Annotated in this window: 19 protein-coding genes; 8 read left to right on the plus strand and 11 right to left on the minus strand. The window is 72.2% G+C overall.

Translation table 11 applies throughout. The features are described from left to right. Positions 1-14 precede the first annotated feature (14 nt). The gene (locus AB0F52_RS36955) at positions 15-1,304 is read right to left on the minus strand and encodes an NAD(P)/FAD-dependent oxidoreductase (protein WP_360180990.1); all 1,290 of its coding nucleotides are present in this window, start codon (positions 1,302-1,304) and stop codon (positions 15-17) included. 169 nt (positions 1,305-1,473) lie between these two features. Between AB0F52_RS36955 and AB0F52_RS36960 the strand changes: the two genes are divergently transcribed. Then, on the plus strand, positions 1,474-1,842 hold the full coding sequence (locus tag AB0F52_RS36960) for an STAS domain-containing protein (RefSeq protein ID WP_360180992.1): 369 nt from the start codon (positions 1,474-1,476) through the stop codon (positions 1,840-1,842). Positions 1,843-1,878: 36 nt separating this feature from the next. Here the strand turns inward: AB0F52_RS36960 and AB0F52_RS36965 are convergent, their stop codons facing one another. The 3 genes from AB0F52_RS36965 to AB0F52_RS36975 are packed head-to-tail and all read right to left on the minus strand — an operon-like array spanning position 1,879 to position 2,857. Further along, positions 1,879-2,145, minus strand: coding sequence for a DUF4235 domain-containing protein (locus AB0F52_RS36965; RefSeq protein WP_086853791.1), 267 nt, complete (start codon positions 2,143-2,145; stop codon positions 1,879-1,881). Then, positions 2,142-2,447 carry a DUF3618 domain-containing protein gene (locus AB0F52_RS36970; protein WP_013227044.1) on the minus strand — a complete coding sequence of 102 codons (306 nt, stop codon included), beginning with the start codon at positions 2,445-2,447 and terminating at the stop codon, positions 2,142-2,144. Before AB0F52_RS36970 ends, AB0F52_RS36965 begins: the two co-directional genes overlap by 4 nt. Next, positions 2,444-2,857, minus strand: coding sequence for a phage holin family protein (locus AB0F52_RS36975; RefSeq protein WP_360180995.1), 414 nt, complete (start codon positions 2,855-2,857; stop codon positions 2,444-2,446). The genes AB0F52_RS36970 and AB0F52_RS36975 overlap by 4 nt, the downstream gene beginning before the upstream one ends. Before the next feature lie 118 nt (positions 2,858-2,975). On the opposite strand from AB0F52_RS36975, the gene AB0F52_RS36980 reads away from it, so the two are divergent. From AB0F52_RS36980 to AB0F52_RS36990, 3 genes are all read left to right on the plus strand, one after another. Then, the gene (locus AB0F52_RS36980) at positions 2,976-3,437 is read left to right on the plus strand and encodes an SRPBCC family protein (protein WP_360180997.1); all 462 of its coding nucleotides are present in this window, start codon (positions 2,976-2,978) and stop codon (positions 3,435-3,437) included. Between the two features lie 99 nt (positions 3,438-3,536). After that, positions 3,537-4,391, plus strand: a complete 855-nt coding sequence (locus tag AB0F52_RS36985) for an aldo/keto reductase (protein WP_360180999.1) — start codon at positions 3,537-3,539, stop codon at positions 4,389-4,391. A 69-nt stretch (positions 4,392-4,460) separates the two neighbouring features. Then, on the plus strand, positions 4,461-4,928 hold the full coding sequence (locus tag AB0F52_RS36990) for a hypothetical protein (protein ID WP_360181001.1): 468 nt from the start codon (positions 4,461-4,463) through the stop codon (positions 4,926-4,928). A 70-nt stretch (positions 4,929-4,998) separates the two neighbouring features. Here AB0F52_RS36990 and AB0F52_RS36995 read toward each other — a convergent pair whose 3' ends face one another. Together AB0F52_RS36995 and AB0F52_RS37000 are read right to left on the minus strand one after the other, a co-directional pair. Continuing rightward, positions 4,999-5,799 (minus strand): GAF and ANTAR domain-containing protein, encoded by an 801-nt coding sequence (locus AB0F52_RS36995; RefSeq protein WP_360181003.1) that lies wholly within the window; start codon positions 5,797-5,799, stop codon positions 4,999-5,001. A gap of 41 nt (positions 5,800-5,840) precedes the next feature. Continuing rightward, on the minus strand, positions 5,841-6,362 hold the full coding sequence (locus AB0F52_RS37000; protein WP_360181005.1) for a hemerythrin domain-containing protein: 522 nt from the start codon (positions 6,360-6,362) through the stop codon (positions 5,841-5,843). 124 nt (positions 6,363-6,486) lie between these two features. Between AB0F52_RS37000 and AB0F52_RS37005 the strand changes: the two genes are divergently transcribed. Beyond that, positions 6,487-8,004 carry a CYTH and CHAD domain-containing protein gene (locus AB0F52_RS37005; RefSeq protein ID WP_360181007.1) on the plus strand — a complete coding sequence of 506 codons (1,518 nt, stop codon included), beginning with the start codon at positions 6,487-6,489 and terminating at the stop codon, positions 8,002-8,004. A gap of 226 nt (positions 8,005-8,230) precedes the next feature. Here AB0F52_RS37005 and AB0F52_RS37010 read toward each other — a convergent pair whose 3' ends face one another. The 3 genes from AB0F52_RS37010 to AB0F52_RS37020 all read right to left on the minus strand — a co-directional run bounded on the left by AB0F52_RS37010 (position 8,231) and on the right by AB0F52_RS37020 (position 9,860). Continuing rightward, positions 8,231-9,022, minus strand: coding sequence for a SigB/SigF/SigG family RNA polymerase sigma factor (locus AB0F52_RS37010; RefSeq protein WP_360181009.1), 792 nt, complete (start codon positions 9,020-9,022; stop codon positions 8,231-8,233). Next, complete coding sequence (locus tag AB0F52_RS37015; protein ID WP_086844481.1) at positions 9,019-9,468, minus strand: ATP-binding protein; 450 nt, start codon at positions 9,466-9,468, stop codon at positions 9,019-9,021. The genes AB0F52_RS37010 and AB0F52_RS37015 overlap by 4 nt, the downstream gene beginning before the upstream one ends. Before the next feature lie 62 nt (positions 9,469-9,530). Then, positions 9,531-9,860 carry a plasmid stabilization protein gene (locus AB0F52_RS37020; RefSeq protein WP_360181011.1) on the minus strand — a complete coding sequence of 110 codons (330 nt, stop codon included), beginning with the start codon at positions 9,858-9,860 and terminating at the stop codon, positions 9,531-9,533. Between the two features lie 187 nt (positions 9,861-10,047). On the opposite strand from AB0F52_RS37020, the gene AB0F52_RS37025 reads away from it, so the two are divergent. Then, positions 10,048-11,013, plus strand: coding sequence for an LLM class F420-dependent oxidoreductase (locus tag AB0F52_RS37025; protein ID WP_360181013.1), 966 nt, complete (start codon positions 10,048-10,050; stop codon positions 11,011-11,013). A gap of 31 nt (positions 11,014-11,044) precedes the next feature. Here the strand turns inward: AB0F52_RS37025 and AB0F52_RS37030 are convergent, their stop codons facing one another. After that, entirely contained in the window at positions 11,045-11,410 is a 366-nt protein-coding gene (locus tag AB0F52_RS37030) for an STAS domain-containing protein (RefSeq protein ID WP_360181015.1), read from the minus strand. 292 nt (positions 11,411-11,702) lie between these two features. On the opposite strand from AB0F52_RS37030, the gene AB0F52_RS37035 reads away from it, so the two are divergent. Continuing rightward, positions 11,703-12,434: a GAF and ANTAR domain-containing protein gene (locus AB0F52_RS37035; protein ID WP_360181017.1), complete on the plus strand. Its 732-nt coding sequence runs from the start codon at positions 11,703-11,705 to the stop codon at positions 12,432-12,434. Positions 12,435-12,458: 24 nt separating this feature from the next. Here the strand turns inward: AB0F52_RS37035 and AB0F52_RS37040 are convergent, their stop codons facing one another. Further along, complete coding sequence (locus AB0F52_RS37040; RefSeq protein WP_360181019.1) at positions 12,459-12,671, minus strand: hypothetical protein; 213 nt, start codon at positions 12,669-12,671, stop codon at positions 12,459-12,461. Between the two features lie 178 nt (positions 12,672-12,849). Between AB0F52_RS37040 and AB0F52_RS37045 the strand changes: the two genes are divergently transcribed. Beyond that, positions 12,850-13,047 (plus strand): hypothetical protein, encoded by a 198-nt coding sequence (locus AB0F52_RS37045; protein WP_360181020.1) that lies wholly within the window; start codon positions 12,850-12,852, stop codon positions 13,045-13,047. Positions 13,048-13,051 lie beyond the last annotated feature (4 nt).

Consider the following 13,051-nt stretch of genomic DNA (forward strand, 5'->3'; position numbering starts at 1 on the left):
TCACCGAAAGGGTTTCAGCGACGGGGGAGTTCCGGGCTGTCCGTGTCGAGTGGCACGGCCCCGGAGCGGACGAGTCCCAATTGGACGGTCTGGCGGCCGGTCAGCGCCTCCAGGACCCAGTCGGCGGCCGTGCGCACGCGGTTGCCCGGCATCGCCATCAGGTGGTAGGCGCGGGTCACGGCCTTCGCCGGGCGCCCGGACAGCGGGATGTGCAGGGGGTTCGCCGCGGCGGCGCCGGCCCCGAGGTCGACGACGAAGCCGAGGTCGTGGTGCCGGTAGGTACCCCGCCGGCCGTACCCGAGCGACGCCGCCACGTTGCGCCCGGCGAGCCTGCCCTGGCGCTCGGCGTGCTGCGCGGTCATCGCGGTGTACTGGCCGGGACGGGTGAGGTCGGGCACCGCGGCCGCGTCGCCGCAGGCGAACACGTCGTCGCGGCCCGGCACGTTCAGCTGCTCGGTGACCACCAGCCGGCCCTTCGCGGTCTCGAGCCCGAGGCCGGCCACCAGCGGGTCGGGCCGCACGCCGACGCACCACACGAGGGTGCGGGCCGGCACGGCGTCGCCGTTGGTCAGCGTGACGCCCTTGGCGTCGGCGTGCTCGACCGAGGTCTTCATGAGGACCTCGACCCCGCGCGAGCGCAGCACCTGGTCGGCGGTCCGGCCGAGCCGCCCGGCGAGCTCGGGCAGCACCCGCTCGGCGACGTCGAGCAGCAGCCAGCGGATCCGCTGCCCGGTCAGCTCGGGGTGGCGTGCGGCGAGCGCCGCGGTGAACGCGGGACCCTGCGCGGCGACCTCGGTGCCGGTGTAGCCGGCGCCGACCACCACGAACGTGCAGCGCGCGTCGCGTTCGGCCGGGTCGTCGGCCGCGGCGGCCAGTTCGATCTGCCGGGTGATGTGGTCGCGCAGGTACAGCGCTTCCGGCACGCCGCGGAAGCCGTGCGCGTACTCGGGGACGCCCGGGATCGGCAACAGCTTGTTGACGCTGCCCGCGGCCAGCACCAGCCGGTCGTACCCGATCCGGTGTTCGTTGTCCTCGGGATCGGTGTAGGTGACGTGGCGGGCGTCGAAGTCGACGCCGGTGGCCACCCCGAGGACCAGGCGGACTCCGCGCAGCGTCTCGGGGATCGACACCGCGACGCGCCGCGGGTCGAGGATGCCGGCCGCCACTTCGGGCAGCAACGGCAGGTAGAGGAAGTAATCCGTCGGGTTCAGCACGACGACCTCGACGTCTTCGCCGGCTTCCTTCCGAAGGCTCTTCGCCGCGTGGTAACCGGCGAAACCGCCGCCGACGATCACGACACGCATGGATCTCCTTCCGGGCCGGATTCGCGTCCCGAACGGATTACCCGAGGCCGGAGCCGGGAAACCCGCGGGGTTGACCTCCCCGCCCAGGCGCGTACGGTCAGGGGGGTTGGCTGTTGTTCAGACACGTGCTCCGGTCAGCGCCCCTGCACCGCTGAGAATAGGGAGCGCCATGTACGACTGTTTCCGCACGCTCTACGAACCTTCCGGCCTCACCGTCACCACGACCGAGCGGCCGGGCGGGGTCACCGTCCTCACCCTGGTCGGCGACATCGACGCCGCCACGGTCGGCGTCCTCGACGAAGCCCTCGCCACCGGCGAGCGGCTGGTCGTCGACCTGACCCGGGTCGCCTTCCTGAGCTGCGCCGGGGTCCGCGCGCTGCTGCAGGCCAACGCCCGCACCGAACTCGCCGTCGTGCTCGGCGGCCACGCGGTCACCCGCTCGCTCGAAGCCACCGGCGCCGACGTGCTGCTGAAGATCCACCCCCGCGTCGGCGCCGCGCTCGCCGGCTTGGCCCTCGAGCCCGGCCGGGAGGCGTGACCGCCCGGCGGCCCCGCCTCCCACCGTCCACTGTGGCTAGTCGTCTCCGGGCCAGTCGCCGGTCGCCTTGCGGTAACCGACGGCGCCGGCCCGTTCGGTGGCGGCCTTGACGGCACCGAAGATCGCCCCCTGCACCGCCGCCGCGATGACCACCTGACGCCAGGTGTAGTCGCGGTCGGTGGCGTCGGGGGCGTCGTCCTCCCCGGCCACGCGGCTCCAGACCTGCTTGAACACCTGGCCGGCGAGGATGCCGCCCAGGGCACCCACCACCCAGCTCAGCGGCTTGTAGAGCGCTTTGTTCACGAGTTCCTCCGGCGCAGGATCAGGCGGATCAGGATCAGCAGGCCCAGCACGCCGGCAAAAACCGGCAGCGGGTTGGCGCGGACGGCGTCGGCGCCCTGGCGGAACTTGACCGCGGTCGGCTCGTTCGTCACGTCGGCGACCTTCGCGGTCGCCTGGTCGAGCTTCTCGTCGACGTTCTCCTTGACCCTGGCCTTGACGTCGAGCTTCTGCCCGAGCGCCTCCAGCGTCTCGGTGAGCTCCTCCCGGGTGGCGTCCCGGTCGAGGCGCGCCTCTTCGGCGTTCTTCGGGAAGTCCCCGCTCATGTCCGCACTCCCTGCTTCACGGTGTCCACGTCTTCGCGGACGCCGCTGATCGCTTCCTCGGGCACCGGCGGCACCCCTTGCGCCACTTCCTTCTTGCCGACCAGCGCCGCGATCCCGGCCACGACGAACAGCGCGACGGCGACGATCACCGCCGCCAGCCAGCCCGGCACGACCAGCGCGAGCGCCAGCACGGCCGCCGCGACCAGCGTGCCGGCGCCGAGGAACGCGAACAGCCCCGCCGCGCCGAACAACCCGGCGCCCAGGCCCATCTTCTTGCCCTTGCGCTGCAGTTCGAAGGCCGCGAGCCGCATCTCGTCCCGGACGAGCCGCTTGACCTCGTCGGTCAGGTCCGTCACCAGTTCGCCGACCGAGCGGTCGGAAGCCGGCTTCTTGTTCACCTCTTCGATCACCGAACACCTCCTTGCCTGGTCGCCGTGTACCCGGCTCGGCCGTGCGTCAACCGCGCCGCGTTTGACCGCCGGTGCACCGGGTAGCCGATTTGAACCGACCATCGACGAGGAGGAGTGCATGAGCACGATCACCGAAATCGTGGACGTGGAAGTCCCCGTTTCGACCGCGTACAACCAGTGGACGCAGTTCGAGGAATTCCCGCAGTTCATGGAGGGCGTCGAAGAGATCCGCCAGGTCGACGCCACCCGCACCCACTGGGTGACGCGGTTCGGTGGCGTGACGCGCGAATTCGACGCGACGATCACCGAGCAGCACCCCGACGAGCGGGTCGCCTGGACGTCGGACTCCGGTCCGGACCACGCCGGCGTCATCACCTTCCACCGGCTGGACGACTCGCACACCCGGGTGACCGCGCAGATGGACATCGACCCGGAGGGCTTCGCCGAGAACGTCGCCGACAAGCTCGGCGTGCTCGACCGCCGTGTGAAGGGCGATCTCAAGCGGTTCAAGGAGTTCATCGAGCAGCGCGGCCGGGAGACCGGCGGCTGGCGCGGTGACGTGGACCGCCCGGGGCGGTAGGACCCGCGAGTCACCCGTTCGGGGTGAGTTGTCGCGGCGGGGCGGGATCACCCGCCCCGCCGCGTTTCACGTCCGGGGACCGCCGGGTAGGCCGGACGCATGACGACCACCACTGCCGGCGTTCCCACCTTGGAGTTGAACAGCGCCGGACAACGGCGTGACGTGCGGATCCCGCAGGTCGGATTCGGCGTTTTCCGGATCCCGCCCGAGGAAACCGCCCAAGCCGTGCGGACGGCCCTGGAAACGGGGTACCGCCACATCGACACCGCACAGGCGTACCGCAACGAAGCCGGGGTCGCCGCCGGGATCGCGGAGTCCGGGGTGGCGCGCGAGGACGTGTTCGTCACGACGAAGCTGACGAACGACGCGCACGGGCACGACAACGCGATCACCGCGCTCGAAGGCAGCCTCCGCCGGCTCGGCTTCGACTACGTCGACCTCTACCTGATCCACTGGCCGTTGCCGGCCAAGGACACGTTCGTCCGGACGTGGCAGGGCTTCGAAGACATCGTCCGGGCGGGCAAGGCCCGCGCCGTCGGCGTGTCGAACTTCCAGCCCGCCCACCTCGACCGCCTCGCCGAGGAGACGTCCCTGGTGCCCGCGGTCAACCAGATCGAGCTGCACCCGGCACTGCAGCAGGCGGAGCTGCGCGAGTACCACCGGGCGCACGGCATCGCCACCCAGGCGTGGAGCCCGCTGGCGCAGGCCGGTGTGCTCGGCGACCCGGTGCTCACCGGCCTGGCGGAGAAGCACGGGCGGACGCCGGCGCAGGTCGTGCTGCGCTGGCACGTCCAGCTCGGGAACATCGTCGTCCCGAAGTCGGCCTCACCCGGCCGGATGCGCCAGAACATCGACGTGTTCGGCTTCGCACTCGACGACGAGGACATGGCGGAAATCGGCCGGCTGGACGAAGGCCGCCGCACCGGACCGGACCCGGACACCTTCACCGCGTGACGGGGGCGTTTCCCTGCGCGACCTGCCGGGTATTCCTCCCGCAAGGTCCCCCAGGAAGGAGCGTCCGGCATGACCACGAACGCGTACCTGTCGTTCCTCGCGATCGGCGTTGCGCTGGTCCTGATAGACGGGCAGATCATCTACCGCAGCGGCCGCCGCTACCTGGAGAACTCCTACGGCGACCCGGCGGCGGGCGCTTCGATGACCCGCCTGGTCACGGTGCTGTTCCACCTCGCGACGCTGGGGGTGCTGGCGCTGATCTCGACCATCGACATGGGCGGCAGCGACCTGCCCGGCGTGGTCGGGCGGATCGGCGTGCTGCTGCTGATCCTCGCGCTGGCCCACGCGATCACCCTCGGCGTCCTGGCCCGCATCCGCGGTGAGCAGGAGGTCGAAGCGGTCGTCCAGCGCGGTCCCCGGCCGCGGGCGGAGATGGAGCAGCAGGGCACGACGGTCACCCCGGTACCGGGCCAGGACGGCCGGTACCCGGCTGCGAGCCCGACGCTGGAGAACCGGTCCCCGTACTCCGCTCAGTAACGGCGGCACCACCACACCGAGGGCGGCACCTTCCCGGGAAGGTGCCGCCCTCGGTGTGTCTCAGGCTGTGTCAGCCCTCGGAGGCCGGCAGATCCACTTCGGCGTGCCGGGAGGCGAGCGTCGTCGCCAGATCCGCGAGCTTGACGTTGAGGTCCTGCGACGCGCGGCGCAGCACGTCGAAGGCCTCGTCGGCGGTGATGCCGCGGCGCTGCATCAGGATGCCCTTCGCCTGGCCGATGACGTCGCGGCTGTCCAGGGCCCGGCGCAGGTGCGCCGACTCCAGCTCGGCCGAAGCCACCGCTTCGGTGTGGGCCAGCGCGAGGGAAGCGTGCGTCGCCAGCAGCAGCGCGGTGTCGATCGCCGCGGTGTCGAACGCGCCCGGCGTCCGCGAGTAGATGTTGAGCGCGCCCGACAGCCGGGGCGCGCGGGCGTCCGGGAGCAGGGCGGTGGCCAGCACCGAGTGGTAGCCGTGCCGGGCGGCGGCCGGGCCGAACGCCGGCCAGCGGGGGTCGCGGCCCAGGTCCCGCGACCAGCCGACGGCCGGGCCGTCCGGGCGGGCCGACTCCACGCACGGGCCTTCGCCGTGGTCGTACTGCACCTGGTCGAGCCGCTCGGCGACCGGGTCCGTCTCGACGGGGGTGTGGAACGTCCCGTCGGTGTCCCGCAGGGTGACGCTGACGAGGTGGGCGTCCGGGATGAGCGCGATCGCGGCCCCGACGACGAGCTTGAGCACGCCGGCGACGGTCGGCGTCACGTCGAGCAGGGTCCGCGTGAGGTCGGCGAACTGCCGGGCCAGCGGCCCCGGCTCCGGTTCACCGTCCCGCCCGAACCAGGCCCGTTCCCGGGCCCACTCCTCTTCGCCGACGCTCATGGGTCCTCACTGTCTTCCGGATCGAGGGGCAGGCTTCCCATTCAACCCGATGCCGGGGCGCGCAGGGCGGCACGGGCCCGGTCGACGAACCCCGGCCCCGGCCACAGCTGGTCGGCCTGGGGCATCCGGTCGGCGAGGTCGGGGTGCGGGAGCCGCGGCGCGGCTTCCCGGGTCTCGAGGACCTCCCGGCCCAGTTCGGCCTGCCGGTCGGCGGAACAGGTGCGCCGGATCTCGCGCACGGCCGCGGGTCCCTCCTCGCGGACGTGCCGCCGGACGGCGCGGATCAGCCCGCCCAGCAGGCGCTCGAACCGCGTCTCCTGCGGCCCGGCGCCTTCGAGCTGCCGCATCAGGCCGTCCGCTTCGGCGAGGTCGCCGTCGCCGTCGAGGTAGGGCTCTTCGGCGACGGCGTGCCGGACCAGCTCCGCGATCAGGTGATCGGCGAGGTCCTTGCGGTTCTCCGGACTGCCCTGGCCGAGCTCGAGCTCGGTGCAGAGCCGGTCGAGCTCGCGGTGGTCGCCGTCGAGGACGGTCGTCAGGTCGGTTGCGGACTGGTTGCCGTTCATGCACTCTCCTGGTCCGGGCTCGGGTTCACCGCATGGGATACCCGCTGCTCCGGCGCCGAATCCCGTGTCGGCGGCGCGCCAGCCGGGTACTCAACGGGCAAACCGGCCTCGAGGAGGACGAACCATGGCAGCGCCGTCGCGCGTGACCGAGCGCGAACGCAAGTACGAGATCGTCGCCGGCAGCGGGGTGCCCCGCCTGGTCGGCGTCGGAGGTGTCGAAACCCAGGACGACCCCGTGGAGCACGTCCTGGACGCGTCTTACTACGACACCGCGACGTTCCGGCTGGCCCGCAGCGGCATCACACTGCGGCGGCGCGTCGGCGGCCCCGATGCCGGCTGGCACCTCAAGCTCCCGGTGTCGGCCGACGAGCGGCAGGAACTGCAGCTGCCGCTGGGAGGCGACCCGCACAAGGTGCCCGGCCGGCTGCGGCGCCTGGTGCGGGCGTACACCCTGGGGGAGAAGCTGGTGCCGATCGCGCACCTGCGCACCGACCGCTTCGCCCACCGGCTCGCCGGCGCGGGCGGCCGCACCATCGCGATCCTCACCGACGACCACGTGACCGGTGAAGCCGGCGGTGCCACCGCCCGGCTGGACGAGTGGCGCGAACTGGAACTCGAGCTGGACCCCGCGGCCGAACCCGCGCTGCTCGGGGAGTTCGACCGCGCGCTGGCCGAGGCCGGTGCCTCGGTGGCGCCGTGGCCGTCGAAACTGCGCCGCCTCGTCGGTGACCGCGTCTCGGCGCCGCCCCGGCCCGGCAAGAAGCCGTCCGCCGGTGACGTCGTGCTGGCGGCTGTGCGCGAGCACTACGGCCGGTTGCGCCGTGCGGACGTCGGGGTGCGGCTGGACGCCGAGGATTCGGTGCACCAGATGCGCGTCGCGATCCGGAAGCTGCGAAGCACGTTTCGCACCTTCGGCTCTCTCATCGACGAGAAGCAGACGGCGGCCCTCGTGGCCGAGCTGCAGTGGCTCGGCCGCCAGCTGTCGCCGGCCAGGGACACCGAGGTCACCGAGGAGCGGCTGCGCGAACAGCTCGGCGAAGTGCCTTCGGAGCTCGTGTTCGGACCGCTGCGCCAGTTCCTCACCCGTCATTTCGCCCGTGAGGCCGAGGAGGGACGGACTCGCGCGCTGGCGGTGCTGACCGGCAAGCGCTACCTGCAGCTGCTGCGCGAACTGGACGCCCTGCTGGAAGAGCCGCCGCTGACCGCGAAGGCACGCAAGCCCGCGAAGACCGGTCTGCGCAAGCCGCTGCGAAAGGCCGCGAAGAAGCTCAGCCGCGCCCGAGCGGCGGCCCGCGGCCTGACCGGCGACGAGCTGGAGACAGCCCTGCACGACGTCCGCAAGAAGGCCAAGCGGGCCCGCTACGCGGCCGACACCGTGAAGCCGGTGTACGGGAAGAAGCTGCGGGAGTGGCGCAAGAACGTCAAGGCCGTCCAGAGCACGCTGGGCGAGCACCAGGACACCGTGGTCGGCCGGGACGTCCTGCACCACCTCGCCATCGCCGGCCACGGCGAGGGGCAGAACACCTTCACCTTCGGGCTGCTCCACGCCCAGGACGCGGCACGGGCGGCGGAGCTGCGCGAGACGTTCGCGCGGGAGTGGCGGCGGCTGTGGAAGGGCGGGCGTCCCGGCTGGCTGGGCTGAGCCCCCTCCCCGCACCCCCTCCGGAGCTGCGGGTCGCGGGCAGCCGGGGCGGGACGGCCTCGGCAGCCCGCGTGGCGCGGTTCTTCGTCGGTCTGGGGCACCAGCCCGGCTCACGCCGGCCGGCCGGCGCACCTCGCCTGGGCAGTGTCGCCCTCGATCCGGGTGTGCCGGGAGGTGGCGGTCGAGGCCGCGGGCCCCGGCGGTTCGCCGTCCGGGGCCGGGCCGGCTAGCCTTCGCCGGTCAGCTTCCCGCGCAGCTGCTCCAAGGTCTGCGAAAGCAGCCGGGAGACGTGCATCTGGGAGATCCCGACGCGGTCGGCGATCTGGGTCTGCGTGAGCCCGCCGAAGAACCGCATCACCAGGATCGCGCGCTCGCGCTTGGGCAGTTCCTGCAGCAGGGGCTGGAGGGCCTCGTGGTTCTCGACCATGGCCATCTCGTGGTCCGGTTCCCCCATGGTGTCCGCCAGCGACAACGCCTCGGCGTCGTCGTGCACCGGCTTGTCGACCGAGAGCGCCTGGTAGGCGTTGCCCGCGAGCAGACCTTCGCGGACCTCGTCGATGTCGAGGTTCAGGTGTTCCGCCAGCTCGGTCGGCGTGGGGGCGCGGCCCAGGCGCTGGGAGAGCACCGCCGAGCCCTGGCTCAGCGAAAGGTGCAGCTCCTTGAGCCGGCGCGGGACCCGGACGGACCAGCCGGTGTCGCGGAAGTGCCGGCGGACCTCGCCCATGATCGTCGGCACCGCGAAGGACAGGAAGTCGTGGCCCCGGGCGGGGTCGAACCGGTCGACGGCGTTGATCAGGCCGATCCGCGCCACCTGGACCAGGTCTTCCCGCGGCTCCCCGCGGCCGGAGAACCGGGTCGCGATGTGCTCGGCCAGCGGGAGCAGCTCGGTGACGAGCTTGCTCCGGATGCCCTCCCGGCGCGGGTCGTCGGCTTCGAGGCCGTCCAGTTCCTTGAACAGCGGCTCGCAGTGGGCATATTCGTCCGGGCGGTGGAGGAGGGTTTTTCGCTCGCTGCTCACGCGCTCGTTCCCGGGTTGAGCACCAGCTCGATCGTGACGATGCCCGCACCCCCACCGGGAAGCGCGTCGCAGTGCGCGGTCACCGACCGGCTCAGGGTCGTCAAGACGTGCCAGCCGAACGTGCGATCGCTCGGCGGCCGTGGATCACTCGATCGGGTCGAAACGATGACGTGCAAGCCGTCGGGGGCGAGCCGGAAGCGGCACTGCAGCTGCGAGCCCAGTTCGGCCAGCTGGACGAGCTGCGCGCACGCCTCGTCGACGGCCATCTTGGCGTCGGCGATGGCGTCCAGCCCGAAGTCCGCGCGCGAGACCACGCCGTGCGTGAGCATCCGGACCAGGGGGATCTGCTCCGCCATGGCGGGGAGCCGCAGCTCGACGAGTTCGTCGAGCAGCTCGTCGACGGTCGGCTTGCCGCCGAACGAGCTGTCGCTTCGAGTTTCTTCCATGCGGGAGGTACTACCCATCCGGTGTAATGCTGACACTTCGTGATCAGGGATTTCGGGTTTCGTCACCGGCCCAGCGCCCGTTCGAGCTCCTTCTTGGTCATCTTCGAGCGGCCGTCGATGTTCTTCTTCTTCGCTTCGTTGTACAGCTGGTCCTTCGTCGGGCCGCCCGGGCCCTTGCGGTTGCCGGACCGCTCGCCGCCGCGCTGCTGCGGCGACTTGTCCTTCAGCGACGTCTTGCTCGCCTGCCGCGACTCACCCGACTGGGCGCGGTTCTTGTTCACCGTGCGGGCCGCGATCTCCTTGGCCCGTTTCGTGCTCGCCCCGCGGTCCTCGGCCGAGTCCTTGACGTGCTCGTACTGGCGTTCGCGCTTTCCGCTCCACGACTGAGGCATTTTCCGCTCCCTTCGTCTCGCGCGTCGAGTACCCGGTTGATCACGGCGTAAACGTCACGACCGGGGGTGGTTACCCGCCGAGGTGCAGGGGTACGCCAAGAGCTGTGACAACCGGGGCTTCGCCCCGGGCCGGGGGCTCCGCCACCCGGCCCCCCCCCGAGAGCAGCCGATGCGAGAGGAGGCGCCGATGCGGATCGGCTACACCCTGATGACCGAGCAGGCCGGCCCGAACGACCTGGTCCGGTACGCCGCCGGTGCGGAACGGGCCGGCTTCGACTTCGAGGTCATGAGCGACCACTACTCGCCCTGGCTGGACGAGCAGGGCCACGCGCCCTACGCCTGGGCCGTGCTGGGCGCGGTCACCCAGGTGACCGAGCGCGCCGAGCTGATGACCTACGTGACCTGCCCGACCATGCGCTACCACCCGGCGGTGGTGGCGCAGAAGGCGGCGACCGTGCAGGCGCTCTCCGGCGGCCGGTTCACCCTCGGCCTCGGTGCGGGGGAGAACCTCAACGAGCACGTCATCGGCCGCGGCTGGCCGCCGGCCAACGTCCGGCACGAGATGCTCTCCGAGGCCGTGCAGATCATCAGCGGCCTGTTCGACGGCGGCTACTTCGACTACGACGGCAAGCACTTCCGCGTCGACTCGGCGAAGCTGTGGGACCTGCCGGAGAAGCGGACGCCGATCGGCGTCGCGGTGTCCGGCTCGCAGTCGGTCCGGCGGTTCGCCCCGGTCGCCGACGCGATGATCGCCGTCGAGCCGAAGGCGGAGCTGTCCCAGGAGTGGGACGCGACGAAGCTGGGCGGGGCGCCGAGCCGCAAGATCGGGCAGCTGCCCGTCTCGTGGGGCAACGACCGCGACGCCGCCGTCAAACGCGCGCACGAGCAGTTCCGGTGGTTCGCCGGCGGCTGGAAGGTCAACGCCGAGCTGCCGGGGCCGGCCGGGTTCGCCGGGGCGACGCAGTTCGTCCGCGAGGACGACGTCGCCGGCTCGATCCCGTGCGGCCCGGACGCCGAGCCGATCGCCGAGGCGGTGCGGGAGTTCGAGAAGGCGGGCTTCACCGACGTGGCGCTGGTCCAAATCGGCGGTGACCAGCAGGAAGGCTTCCTCGACTTCGCCGAGAAGGAGCTGCTCCCGGCCCTGCGGGGGTAGCTGCTGCGTGGCCGACGGCACGACGCCGGGATCAGGCCGGCGCAGGGGCGGGCCGGCGTTCGGCCAGCGCGAGGCTCCGGTCTGCCCCGGTCACCCGCAGGGCCCGCCGCACCCCCGCGTTGGCGCCGGTGACCACGAGCAGCGCGGTGCCGCCCTGCCCGGCCTGCAGGGCCGCGTGCAGCAGCACCCGGACCCCGGCCACACCGAGGAAGTCCACTTCGGACAGGTCGACGACCAGCTGTTCCGGCGTCGCCCACAGGCGGTCGGAGAGCAGCGAGGCCAGGTCGGCCGCCGTCGCGCTGTCGAGGTCACCGCGTGCGGTGACGAGGACCGCGTGCGGGGCGGGCCACGCCGTGCGCAGCCGGAGGTTGGGGTGCCGGGCCCGAGGAAGGTTCATGCCGATCGCCGCCGTCCTGGTGCGGCGCGGCCGCAGCGCCGCGCCCTGGGGGTTCGAGCGGCTGCTGGTTGAACCGTGACACCGAGCCTAACCCCGTGCCCACGGCTCGCAACCGCCGTTGCTCCGAACGGGCGTGCGGCGCGCCGCGGCGGTGACCGCTCGTGCCCGGCCCGGGCGGGATGCAGTAATCTCGCGCTGGACCCGTTAAAGCGCTAGCGGCCCACTAGTGGCGCGCGCCCGGGTCCTCCCTGGTTGAGAGCGCCCTGTCGGAAGAAGGAGGGGCGTCACCAGGATGACGGGCGGCCATGAGCAGCTGACCGCGCGGTTGGACGAAGTCACGCTCGCGATGGAGTCGCTGACCGCGATGCTGGACAGCGAACTCGACCTCGGGCAGATGCTCCAAGCGGTGTGCGACCACGCCGTGCAGGTGGTGCCGGGGGCCGACATGGCCAGCATCACCCTGGTGCGCGAGGGGGTGCCGGAGACGGTGGCCAGCACCGACCAGCGGGCGGTGAACTTCGACCGCGAGCAGTACCGCATCGGGGACGGGCCGTGCCTGCGCGCCGCCGAGACGGGCCAGCCGGTCCGCGTCGGCGTCGGCGCGGTCGGGGACATCTGGCCGCAGTTCGTCACGGCGGCCGAGCAGCTGGGCGTGGCCAGTTTCCTCGCCGCGCCGCTGACGGTGGACGAGGACATGTCCGGTGCGGTGAACCTCTTCGGGTTCGGCGAGCACGGCTTCAGCGAGCTGGGCACCAAGATCCTCGAGCTGTACACGGCGACGGTGGTCATCGGCCTGCGCAGCGCGCGGCGGTACTTCGCGGCCCGCGAACTGGTCGACCAGCTCAACCGCGCGCTGGAGACCCGCGCGGTGATCGACCAGGCCAAGGGCATCCTGATGGCGGCGCACCGGATCACCGCCGAGGAAGCCTTCCAGCGCCTGGTCAAGCGGTCGCAGGACGGCAACCGGAAGCTCCACGAGGTGGCGGCGGAGTTCGTGACGGCGGTGGCGACGACGAAAGCGTGAGCCGGCCGTGTCCCAGCCGGCGTCTCAGCCGGCCGGGACCTCGTCCGGGGGCGCCTGGGACTCGACGGGCGCCGGCTCCGGGCGGGGCTTGCTGCGCTGGCACGTCGTGCAGACCAGCGTGCGGCCCAGCACCGTGCCGTCGTCGGCGACGACCTGGGCCACGTGCATCGTCGGGAAGCCGCAGACCTCGCAGGGCAGTGAGCCGTCCTCCCGGCTGATGCGGATCTGGGTGCCCATCCGGCCTCCTGCTGTGACGTGGGTCTCACCACCTTGCCGTGTCCGCGGCCGGAGCCGGCCGAATTCACTCGTTCGGCCCAGTGGAGCGGGTCGTCCGTGGCTCTCTCGGTGCCGGCTGTGTCGCGTGCGGTGATCCTGGGTAACCCGCCCGCGAACGGATTGCCGGAGGGGAGCGAACATGCGAGACAAGCGGAACGACCTGCGGCCGGTGGCGGACCTCCTCGTCGACGGCGGGGACTCGGCGGAGCTGGAGCGCACGCGGCACAAGGCGGCGCTGGCCGTGGCGGCGCGGGCCAAGGACCCCGAGGACTGCGCGCGGCTGCTGGACATGCTGGGGTTGCACCGGGCCGGCCGGCGCAGCACCGACGTCGCCTGAAGGC

It is taken from the genome of Amycolatopsis sp. NPDC024027, from assembly GCF_040638975.1.
Classification (GTDB): domain Bacteria; phylum Actinomycetota; class Actinomycetes; order Mycobacteriales; family Pseudonocardiaceae; genus Amycolatopsis.